This is a genomic window from Paenibacillus sp. JT22N12, assembly GCF_056269365.1.
This window is the reverse complement of record NZ_JBWDNU010000003.1, coordinates 847036-859195: the sequence shown is the minus strand read 5'-3', so window position 1 is coordinate 859195 and position 12160 is coordinate 847036. Positions and strand designations below refer to the sequence as shown.

At 50.6% G+C, this 12160-nt stretch carries 4 protein-coding genes; 2 read left to right on the top strand and 2 right to left on the bottom strand.

Annotated features, from left to right (window positions below):
- Positions 1 to 32: 32 nt before the first annotated feature.
- Positions 33 to 356 carry a helix-turn-helix domain-containing protein gene (locus AC0YOA_RS15365; protein ID WP_210040409.1) on the bottom strand — a complete coding sequence of 108 codons (324 nt, stop codon included), beginning with the start codon at positions 354 to 356 and terminating at the stop codon, positions 33 to 35.
- A gap of 761 nt (positions 357 to 1117) precedes the next feature.
- Here AC0YOA_RS15365 and araA point away from each other — a divergent pair.
- Positions 1118 to 2608, top strand: coding sequence for an L-arabinose isomerase (araA, locus tag AC0YOA_RS15360; protein WP_475787329.1), 1491 nt, complete (start codon positions 1118 to 1120; stop codon positions 2606 to 2608).
- Between the two features lie 118 nt (positions 2609 to 2726).
- Here araA and AC0YOA_RS15355 read toward each other — a convergent pair whose 3' ends face one another.
- A complete protein-coding gene (locus tag AC0YOA_RS15355; RefSeq protein WP_475787328.1) occupies positions 2727 to 4664 on the bottom strand; it encodes a terpene cyclase/mutase family protein in 1938 nt (645 codons plus the stop codon).
- Positions 4665 to 5246: 582 nt separating this feature from the next.
- On the opposite strand from AC0YOA_RS15355, the gene AC0YOA_RS15350 reads away from it, so the two are divergent.
- The gene (locus AC0YOA_RS15350) at positions 5247 to 11888 is read left to right on the top strand and encodes an SdrD B-like domain-containing protein (RefSeq protein ID WP_475787327.1); all 6642 of its coding nucleotides are present in this window, start codon (positions 5247 to 5249) and stop codon (positions 11886 to 11888) included.
- The last annotated feature ends 272 nt before the right edge of the window (positions 11889 to 12160 follow it).

Here is a 12160-nt window from a genome sequence, read left to right as displayed (position 1 = left end):
TGTAAAGATTATAAAGCCGTGCTGTACAGAGGTCACTCGGCTTGCTTAATTACAGCGAGCATCCGGTCGATGGATTGTTTTCTTTTGTCATGGTCCATGCCGTTAAGAATGCGGATGATTTCAAACGCATCCGGGGAAACATTGTGTTCCTGCTTGGTACTCTCGCCGCCGATAATATAATCAAGCGTTACGTTAAACAAAATGGCCAGCTTCTTCAATGTTTCGTAAACAGGTTGGCGGTTGTTGATCTCATAATGGCTGTACGCGGATCGGGTGATTCCAATCTGCTTGGCGACGTCTTCCTGCGACAGACGCTTTCTCAATCGCAATTCCCTTAATCGATCTCCCATTGTCATAGCAATAGCTCCTTACGTTCACACCGGACAATAGTCCTAGTACAAACGGGTACCTTTTAATTCTATATACTAGTAATTTATGATACAAAGTGTATCAATGTCAAGTGCATTCCGTGAATTTCTCTAAGAAATACGGGAAAAACAATGATTTAATCGATTTTAGGCCATTTAGAATGGATTCAAATTTGTCATCCGCCCTTTTGTTCAGGATTGGGGGCAGATTAGGTATTGAAAAAGAATCCGCATGGGCGTACAATACATATTGTTATGGTTGTACGTACAAGTTGAGCGAAATTGGTTGAAATGGAACAGGCATTTTCACTGGGAATCAGCAGTTGACGAAGTGATTGATGGATTGACGGACTGGATTGTCTGTACAAGTTGGGAATATGTACTGACAACTCGGACAAATGATTTACCGGCAGCCGGATGGGCATTTCCCCGTTTAAAGGCTGCACATATTTCACTGACAACCGAGATGGATAAACTCATCTAACGGTTGCAGTACATTTCACTGACAACCGAGATGGATAAACTCATCTAACGGTTGCAGTACATTTCACTGACAACCGAGATGGATAAACTCATCAAACGGTTGCAGTACATTTCACTGACAACCGAGATGGATAAACTCATCTAACGGTTGCAGCACATTTCACTGACAACCGAGATGGATAAACTCATCAAACGGTTGCAGCACATTTCACTGACAACCGAGATGGATAACTCATCTAACGGTTGCAGTATGGAGGGAAAAAAATATGCTTAACGTGAAGCCTTATCAGTTTTGGTTTGTAACGGGCAGTCAGCATTTGTACGGTCCGGAAACGCTGCTTGAAGTCGCAGATCACTCCCGTACGATCGCGGAGGCGCTGGGCAGCGACGGCTCTATCCCTTTTGAAGTGATCTTCAAACCAGTGGTGAAATCGCCCGATGAGATTTACAAGCTTTGTTCGCAAGCCAATGTGGATGAGAGCTGTGCAGGCATCATCACCTGGATGCATACCTTCTCTCCGGCCAAAATGTGGATCGCCGGCCTGTCCGAGCTGCGGAAGCCGCTGCTGCATCTGCATACGCAATTTAACCGCGATATTCCATGGGACAGCATTGATATGGACTTTATGAATACGAATCAATCCGCGCACGGTGATCGCGAATACGGTTTCATCGGTGCCCGCATGGGCATAGCCCGCAAAGTCGTTGTTGGACACTGGGAAGACCCGCAGGCCCGCGGACGCATTGCCGGATGGATGCGTACTGCGGTTGCTTTCACAGAAGGACGCGGCCTCAAGGTGGCCCGCTTCGGGGACAATATGAGGGAGGTTGCGGTTACAGAAGGGGATAAGGTGGAAGCTCAAATCAAATTCGGCTGGTCCATCAACGGCTATGGCGTCGGCGATCTTGCCGCGCGTATAGCGCAAATTTCCGAGGAGCAGGTCAACGCTCTGACGGATGAATATGAAACGCTGTATGTGATTGCAGCTGAAACCAGAAATTCCCCCGAGAAATGGGAGGCCATACGCGAGCAGGCACGCATCGAGCTCGGGATGAAATCCTTCCTGGAGGAAGGAGGGTTCACGGCTTTCACCACCTCGTTCGAGGATCTGCACGGCCTCAAACAGCTGCCGGGTCTGGCGGTACAGCGTCTGATGGAGGCGGGCTATGGATTTGGCGGAGAAGGCGACTGGAAGACGGCTGCCCTGACCCGCATGATGAAGATGATTGCGGACAACAAAGGCACCTCGTTTATGGAGGATTACACCTATCATTTTGAACCGGGGAATGAAATGGTGCTGGGTGCGCATATGCTTGAGGTTTGCCCGACCATTTCCACAGGCAAGCCGCGCCTTGAAGTACATCCGCTCGGTATCGGCGGCAAAGCCGATCCGGCCCGGATGGTATTCGATGGCCGCAGCGGCCAGGCGTTGAATGCCTCCATTATCGATCTCGGCAACCGGTTCCGCCTGATCATCAATGTCGTGGATGCGGTCCAGCCCGATCACGACATGCCTAAGCTGCCTGTGGCGCGCGTATTATGGAAGCCGCAGCCCTCCCTTAGTGAGTCGGCAGAAGCATGGATTCATGCTGGAGGCGCCCACCATACCGTTTTCTCCTATGAGGTTACAGTGGAGCAGCTGGTGGATTGGGCAGAGATGGCCGGCATCGAATACGTCATCATCGATAATTCGACCAGCACGCGTGCCCTCCGCAACGAGCTGCGCATGAGCGATTTGTATTGGAAGCTCCGTTAATCTTTCTTAAGCAATATCGTATTTCAATCGCAATTCGCACTGGCTTTTAATTGACAAGCGTCCCTCGAAGGGGCGCTTTTTTTTGCATGCTGTCATCGATCTGGAAGAACAAACTGCTTTATTTGGGAGATGTGCCATACTTTTGTTCATAATGGGAAAGCGCAAGCAGCGGCCAAACCAGCGAATAGCTCTCATATCGGTTGTAGAAATGTCCCGGAAGTCCGGCACCTGTCGGATAACTGGAGACGATGCTTTTACTGTCCAGATTTTGAAGGATAAAACCCGCGGCGCGCTGGATCGACTCATCCGGCTCATCCCTGACCGCAATCAGGGCATCCAGCGCCCATGCGGTCTGGGAGAGTACGGAGGCTGCAAGCGGCATATACCGCTTCACCCGGTTGCTGAGGCATGACTCACCGAAGCCGCCATCCTCATGCTGAATGGATTGTAGCCACCTGGCAGCCTTGCGGATGCCTGGCTGCTCTGCCGGTTCGCCGGCAGCCATCAGGCCGGTTAGTGCCGCCCAGGTTCCGTAAATATAACAAACCCCCCAACGCCCATACCAGGATCCGTCGTTCTCCTGATTATGATACAGCCATTCTGCTGCACGTTCGACGAAACGGTGTCTGGCAGTAAGTCCGAGAGTGTGCCCCAGGTAATGCAGCGTTCGGCCCGTCAAGTCTGCCGTGGACGGATCAGTGGCTGCATCCTTGCCTCCTTCAATAGGCAGCCACAGCAGAAGCGGATTATCGATATTGCGCTCGAATGCGGCAAACCCTCCATCGTTATTTTGCATCGATAAAAGCCACTGCAGTCCGCGGGAGCTTGCTGCTTCAGAACGGGGGTCCTTCATGCCTGATATAGCCCTGAGCGCTGCTGTAGTATCATCCATATCTGGATTGATTGTATTGATATCCGAGAATCCCCAGCCGCCTGCCAATGGATGCTGGACGCCAAGCTTCCAATCGCCGAGCTTCGTATGCTGCCTGGAAAGCAGATATGCCCCGGCATTTCGGACAGTAGGCGAGTCGGCAGGCGTTCCGGCCTCCTGAAGCGCGTAGCTGATTAATGCCGTATCCCAGACGGTTGAATTGGTATTTTGGAGCATCCGTTGGCTGTCTCTTTGGAAAATCTGGCTTTGAAGTCCCTTCATCGCCATTCTGATAACCGGGTGACTGCGCTCATACCCCGTGGCAAGCAGGGCATAAATCATGAGGATTGTCGAGGTTGCATAGCTGTAGAGCAGGCCGTTCGATTCAATCCGTTCAAGCATGAACTGCTCCGCGCGGGCTGCCGCATTCTTCTGTGAAAGGAAGGAGCTGAATCCGCCAGTCAGCGGAAGCTTCTTCAAGGCCAGCAGCCAATCCTGCAGGAGGGAAAGCTTGCTGCGGTCAAAATGCCGCATCCATAAGGAGCTGGCATCCTCATTTTTCCCGTACGGATCTTCCGGCTTCGTTGAGGATCTATGCAACTCCAACCGGGGGATGGAGGCAAGGCCAAAGTTCGGCTTGCGGTATCCGAGAAGCAGCATCGGAGCCATATGGACGCGGGCATAACCGGAAAATTGTTGAAAATGAACGGGGGAATAAGAGGGCAGAAGCATGATGGAAAGCGGGAGCGGGAACCACCTGGGCCAGGGATATTGTCCGATAACGGCAAGCAGGAACTTGGTCATCAGGCTGTCAACGCCGGATAAACCGCCCAACTTGCGGATCGTTTCATAAGCCCTCGTCATGAAGGGGGCTTCGGCATCGAAGCCGGCATAGAGCAGGGCGCAGTAGTTTTCCGCTGTAGCGGATAAATTGCCGGCAGGCTCATCGGGATAGACGCGCCAGGCGCCGTCATCGCCTTGATATGCGATGATGCGTTCAGCCAAGGCTTGAACAAGTGGATCGCCTGGCTGCTTCTCTTCTACAATGCGCATCAGGATGATTGCTGCGGCATCAAGCGTCTGCCCGCTCTCTATAAAGCCATACCGCCAACTTCCGTCCGGCGATTGATGATTGATTAATCGGCTGGAGAGCAGACTGATCCCGGATTTGATATTTTGAAGCATGGTATCCCCCTCCCCTTTGGCCGATATGAAAGAGCCAAGGATAATATGTATGCCTGCCGGAGTGATTTTCATAACCGTGAAGGGTCTTGGCGCGTGAATACTGGAGAACGCGGGCGTTTCCATTCAAGTGAATTATGAATGTTCAGCCGTCGCGCGGTGGTATCTGCCGGGCGGCTGTTTTTGTTGTCAGCAGGATTGATGGATAGGTCATTTGGGCTGTATCTATGGGAAACGGTGTCTGGTGAAACAACGGGCCCAAATGGGGAATCAGGGACTTTTGAAATGGGTATGGAAAGGGATTGGGGCAAATGTCCCGTTTCCCTTCTGATGATGGAGGTGAAACCGGGAATATGTTCATTTATTCCACAAATTTTTGTTCAGTTTTTGTTCAGATGATATAGGTATAGTCAGCTGTAACTCTCCAATTTTCGACAGCGCACCGACAAGACAAGGAGAGATAGGAGTGAGGGGGGAGGAGGAGTGCTTGGCAAGCGAATTGATCCATGGCGGTTGAGTTGAAATGTCGTCGCGTTTTGAGGAGTAAGGAATGCAAGAATGTTCAAAGTGGAGAGAGGTAGAGTTATGCGTTCGTATTTCAGGAAAGACGGCAAGAGAAAGCTGGCATTGACGCTGATTTGGGCTTTGGTGCTGCAGGTGCTTTTGCAGCCTATGCTTCATATTACGTCTTCGGCCGCTCCCGTTTCACTCCCGGGATTCTCTTTTACCGCCCAGGCGGTTGTGACCGGACTCGATACACCGGTTTCAGAAGTGGATGTAGGAGAAACGTTTGATTATTTGATCAAATATCAGGTGAGCGATGCGACTCAGGTTGGGAAAAGCCTGGTTATTGAGGACACGGTCCCCGATAAGTTTGAAATTGTGAATTCTGAAATGTGGGATTCGCAAGCAGGGCAAACCGTAACGTTCAGTCCTCCTCCTGACGGGGTGCTGAAAGCGGGAACTTCAGGGAACCTCAGAATTACGGTCAAAGTAAAGCCTACTGGTTCCGATTCCTCCGTACCGACGATCAATACGCCGATTGCGAAGGTAACGGATCCGGGCGGTACAACCGAGGTTCCGGCAGCCGTCGATGTGGCGATCAGGCCCGATCCCGATGGGGGAGACGACCCGGACCCGCCTACGGTTCCGGATGTGACCTATGATAAGTGGTCAACCTACAAGACTCAGGATACCGGCTTGGGCAATGGTGTCAAGATCGTCGGCGGCCAGGTGAAGTATATGGTCGGCATCAAGGGAACTGCCGGAAACACGGATACCGGAAGTTTGACCGTGCCGGCATTTACAGACACTCTTCCGCCAGAGGCGACTTATGTAAGCTCGAATCCTTCCGGCATTTATAGCTCGGGGACTATCACGTGGAGTAATATTGTGGTGCCTTCCGGCGGGAGATTTGAGGCAGAAGTAACCGTCACGTATCCGGATAATTACGGTTATGCTTCCAACAATCCGCAGAATCAGAAGAACTCGGTCATCTTTGCGACCTATTCGCTGACTGGGACTGGAACTGTAACAAGCGATTATGCGGAAGTAACAACGGAGTTCGGACCTCCGAAATCCGGAACGCCGGGATTGTTCAAGAACCGGGAGTTTCAATACCGTTTTCCCGGTCAGGAGCAGTCATTTACGATTGGCGGAATCAATAATTCGGGTACAAGCGTGAATTCGCCGTTATCCGATCTGGTGCTCGTTGATACGCTGCCGCCGGAAATGGACTACACCTCCATTTCGACAGCGAATTTTCAGTGGGACCAGTTCCGTTACTTGACGAATGACAATGTCTGGCATGTAGTAAGCCAACCGGGTAATCTTATCCGAATTGGCGACAGCACAGATGGACTTAACGCCAACAAAGATATCATTCTGGATTCGGATGCCTATCTGAAGCAGCTCGAATGGAGCTACAATGATAAACTGCCCGTGAATGGCTCACTTTCTGATATTACCATTAAGGGTATTGTAAGAAGTGTGACGAACGGAACAGGTGTCAATGGAGTCACAGCTGATCCTGTTGAACACGGAGATACGGTGCTTAATTCGGTCCTGCTGGACTATAAGGAGTTAAACGCTGTTATTCCGAATCAACTGGATGACAAGTCCAAAAACGCTGCTGCTGATTTCCAGATCAACAATAAGAAGCCTTGGATAAATGCCAAAAAAGAAGTAACGACCGGCAATTATCGTCCCATGAGCACAGTGCCTTTCAAACTGACGGTGGAGAATGATAAACGCGCCACAGGAAACTATGTAACCTCAGCCGTTTATGATTTGCTGCCTGTCAGCTTTGGTTACTACACCAATCCTCTGATTGCTGACGAGAATGAAGCGCTGCAGGAATCCTTTGATATTGTCCCACTTGGTGATACTCCAGCTCTGACAGAGCCGAGCGTTCACATTATAGACAACTTCAAAGATGGAAGATCTCTTGTTGTATGGTCTTGGGCCACTCCGGTATCGCTTGAACCCGGACAAAGCTTCCGGATCGATTACAAGGGCCAGGTCGAGGCTGGAACGCCGATGACTGACGGCACTCATACGTATACCAACGATCTGTATCTTACAACGGATGTACCTGGGACACCTTTCTGGTATACGGGAGATCAGTCGCAGGATGTGCCTGATAGTCCGGGTGCATGGCAATCGCGCAACAGTTCCATCAAGGATACGATAGATCCGACACCGGGAGTTGATGAATATTTTGTTCATGCATCCATACCGGTTGAAGTGAAGAAGTCTTCCCAGGTCGAATCGACCAAATGGAACAGAGGTGATCTGGCGCCAATTTTCAGAGCGGCAGAAAATCCGGAGTATGCGGGCCAGCCTGCAATCCCGGATATGCCTTTCGATTTTGCCGATACGCCGCAGTATACGGAGTTCCCGTATTACAGCGTCACCTACGAGGGTGGAACGGCGGACTACAAGCTGGTCATCTTCAACAGCGGAAACACCCGACTGGGTAAAATCGATGTCATTGATATCCTTCCATTTGTTGGGGATACGGCCGTGAAAGTGAGTTCTGGACCGGCTGAAGAACGTCATTCCGAGTGGCAGCCGAATCTGGCGGAAGTGCTGGAATCCGGAGCGAAGACATTCGCCTGGACACCGCAGAATGCCGGAGCTCCGAAGGAAGTCGATTATATGCTGAACACCTATTACAGCAAATCGACCAACCAGGATAACGTGGTCAACTTCGATAACGTGACCGGCGGAAAGACCGGCTGGACGGCTCAGGCGTCTTACAACAGGGATGATTTGACGGATATCCGGTCGCTGTATTTTGAATTGTCCGGTATAAGCGGAAGCGACAATCTGGCAGGACTTGCTCCAGGAGATTACATCGTGCTGGACTGGAAAATGGATGCGCCGGTAGGTGCACAAACGGACTCCGTCGCCTGGAACTCATTCGCCATTCAGGCGACGGAGAATGGAAGCAGCGGCAGTGGTGAAGGCAGCAAAATGCTTCCGACCGCTCCGAACAAGGTCGGATTCCTTGTCCATCCTGACAACGAGCATGTTCCGCTTGGCGAGCTTGGCGATTTTGTCTGGTTCGACAGTGACCGCGACGGAACGCAAAACGAGGAGTTCTCAGGGGACAGTGGACAAGGCGCGGGAATTAACGGCGTCACGGTTAATCTGTACAAAGCTGGGGAAACGACTCCATTCAAGTCGAGCAAGACCGGATATGATTTTAATGGCAGACCGGGTTATTACTTGTTCCAGGGACTTGAAGCTGGCGACTACAACGTCGAATTCGTCGTTCCCGACAAATACACAACTACTGATGCCAACAAGAAGGGAACCGATCCGAATCATGCAATCGCTGAGGATTCCAATTTTGTTGCACCCGTAAGCGGTGCCAGCGGCTACAAAACGTACAAAACCGATGAAATCACGCTTGGCACGGCCGAAAAGAATCGTACGATCGATCTGGGTCTGATTGAAACCAGTCCTCCTGATGATAACGATTATCCTTCGGCTGATATGGATAAAACCATTACAAACGTGGAACCGGGGACAGCAGGCGTCGCTTCGCAGGATTATGTAGTGAAAGGCAACAAGGTTCATTACAAAATCGATTTGACGAATACTTCATCCGTCACCATGCATAATATCAAGGTTTCGGATGCACTGGACAGAGGACAGTCCGGATTCCAATTCGATAAGCTTACGTACGATGGCGATCCAATTGCAATCAATGGAAATACTCACAACCGCCCGGATATTATTACCCGCATCGACAACCCGGGTACGGGCTCGGAGCCTTATGTTGTCATTAAGGATTTGGCAGCTGGCAAATCGTTGTCGCTGGAAGGTACGTATACCATCACGGCCGACGATATCGACGGCACCGATTTGGATAATACGGCAACCGTGCATTATAACGAATCTCCTGATCCGATCACGGATGATGCGAAGATTCCGACGGCGGGACTCAAAATCAACAAAACTGCCAATGTGCTGTCCGTAACCGAAGAGGGAACGCAAATTGAATACACGGTTACGATCGTGAATACGGGCAGTTCTGTTCTGCACAATGTGGTGATCAGTGATTCCCTGGTATCCGGTATTCCGGCCATTCCGGTGCTGCAGCCAGGCGAGTCCAAGCAAATCAAGTATACCTATACAGTTACAAACTCCGATATGGGGCAGCCCAAGGTAACGAATACCGCTTCTGCGAAGCCTGATGAGACACCAATGGTTGAAGTAACGCTTGATGTACCTGTTACTACGGACCCGAGAGGCACGATCGGAGACTATGTGTGGCTGGACGATAATGAAGACGGCGCTCAGAACGACAGCGAGTCCGGACTTAACGGCGTTATCGTGAAGCTGTACAAAGATATTGCCGGACCGGCAATTGCCGAGGCGGTGACCCATGAGAATGCCGGCAAAGACGGCTACTATCTGTTCACCGGACTCCCGGAGGATACCTACTATGTCCAGTTCATTTACGAAGGACAGTATGGAATGACTTCTCCTGAAGCGGCAGTGCCTGCTGAAGACTCGAACAGCACGGATGTGAGCGGATTTACGGATGAAATCGTAATCGGACCTTCTAAGTGGGATGATCCGACCATCGATTTGGGATTGGTGCCGCGAGGTGAAATCGGAAATTATGTATGGGATGACCGCAACCGCGACGGCATACAAAATGAAGACGAGCTTCAAGGAATCAACGGAATCGAAGTTCGGCTTTATAAAGACTCTCCCGCTGGAACTCCTGTTGCCGTAACAACCACGGCTAACGATTCCACAGGTAAGCAAGGCTATTATCTGTTCGATAATCTGCTGCAAGGCAATTATTTTGTCCAGTTCTTTGTTCCAACAGATTATGTGAAGACCGCTGCGGGACAAGGAGCGGAACCGGAGCTGGATTCCAACGCTACGGACATAAACGGCATTACAACTGTTATTGAAATCGGCGAAATTCCGGGTTGGGTGGATCACAGTATTGATCTGGGCCTGATCGCAATGAAAGGCGCTATCGGCGATTTTGTATGGCTGGACAAGAATCAGGATGGCATACAAAACGATGATGAGTCTGGTGTCAACGGAGTAACCGTGAAGTTGTACGATGACCGGAATGGAACGGAAATCGCCACAGCGGTGACGAAGGATAATGGCAGCCAGCCAGGCTATTACCTGTTCAGCAGTCTGAAAGAAGGCAAGTACTACGTTAAATTCTTCTACAGTGGACAGTATGAAACAACCAAACCGGGGGTCGGATCGCCCGAGGCGGATTCCAACAGCACGGACGGCAACGGGTTTACCGATGAGATTGTAATCGGACCTTCCAATTGGGTGGATCCGACCATCGATTTGGGATTGGTTCCACGGGGCGTGATCGGAAATTATGTATGGCTGGACCGCAACCGGAACGGCATACAAGACGAGAATGAGCTTCAGGGAATCAACGGAATCGAAGTCCAGTTGTTCAAAGATGATGTGACAGGAACCCCTGTCGCTACGACAACAACTGCAGCGGATCTGACAGGTAGACCGGGTTATTATCTGTTCGACGGATTGCTGCCAGGCGACTATTTTGTCAAGTTCATTGTGCCTGCCGACTATACGAGGACCGTTCAAGAACAAGGAGCCGACGTCAAGGAGGATTCCAATGCAACCGATGAGAATGGATTTACAGCTAAAATTCAAATCGGCGAAACTCCCGGCTGGGAGGATCTCAGCATTGACTTGGGTCTTGTTGCCAAAGGCGTCATCGGCAACTACGTATGGCTGGACAGCAGCAGGAACGGCATGCAGGATGAAGCTGATGACGACGGTATAAACAACGTGAAGGTCAAGCTTTATAACAAAGACATGCAATTGCTTGCAGAGACTTTGACTGCTGATGATGCTGCTGGGAAACCGGGCTATTATCGGTTTGATAATCTGGTCGGAGGCCAATATTTTGTTTATTTCGAAGCTCCTGAGGGCTATGAAATGACAACTCCGGAAGCAGCGGGAATTGCGGCTGATAAAGACTCCAATAAGCTGACTGACGGTACTACGGCAGTCATCACGATTGGCGAAGACGCTCCGCAGGGATGGGAAGATCTTACGATCGATTTGGGTTTAATGTATCCTTATTATCCGTACTTCCCTCCAGTCGATCCGGAGGATCCGACAACACCTGACGATCCGGAGGATCCGGCAAATCCGGGAACGCCGCCGGTTGATCCGGGAGCACCGGGCGAACCAAGTACACCGGTCAATCCGGGCAACCAGGGTATACCATCGAATCCAGGTGAGCCGACTGATCCAGGCGTAGAACCTGGAAGCGATACACAAGTGCCGCAGCAGGAAACAACCGTACAGGACAAACCGATTCAAGGGACGGTTAAAGTACCAGAGGGCGGCAATGTTGCAATCGGTACCCAACCGGAACACGGTACATTGACGGTCGATCCGGATGGTAAATGGATGTATACACCTGAACCAGGCTATACGGGCGAGGATCATTTCTCTATCATCGTAACTGACAAGGACGGCAACGAAGAAGAAGTCCTGTTCGATGTAAATGTGGATGAGATTCCTTTGGGCGGTATAGAACCCGGTAATGACGATCCAGACAGCAGCACACCTGGCAAGACGCTCCCCAAAACAGGGGAAAGCAGCTCTTTGCCGCTTCAACTTGCAGGACTGTGTCTGGTCATTCTCGGAATTGTTTTGCTGAGATTGCGCCGGAAGCATATCCAGAAATAAGATCATTTTTAGTAAAAATCCATCAGGAGCTGTTCCTCCGTCATTATCATATGACGAGGCGCAGCTCCTTTTTTCTAAAGATGATAATGGTGAGATGCACGATGGGAGAGGCATATGTCATGAAATAAGGGATTGCATATCCAGGCAGCGTAATACCGAACTACCCGTCAAAATGCAAAAAAGAGACTTTACAGGAGGGGGGATCCTGCAATAGTCTCTTTTTTGCGCTATTTGCTGTCTTAAGCTGCTTTTGCTTAATGACAGATGCTATC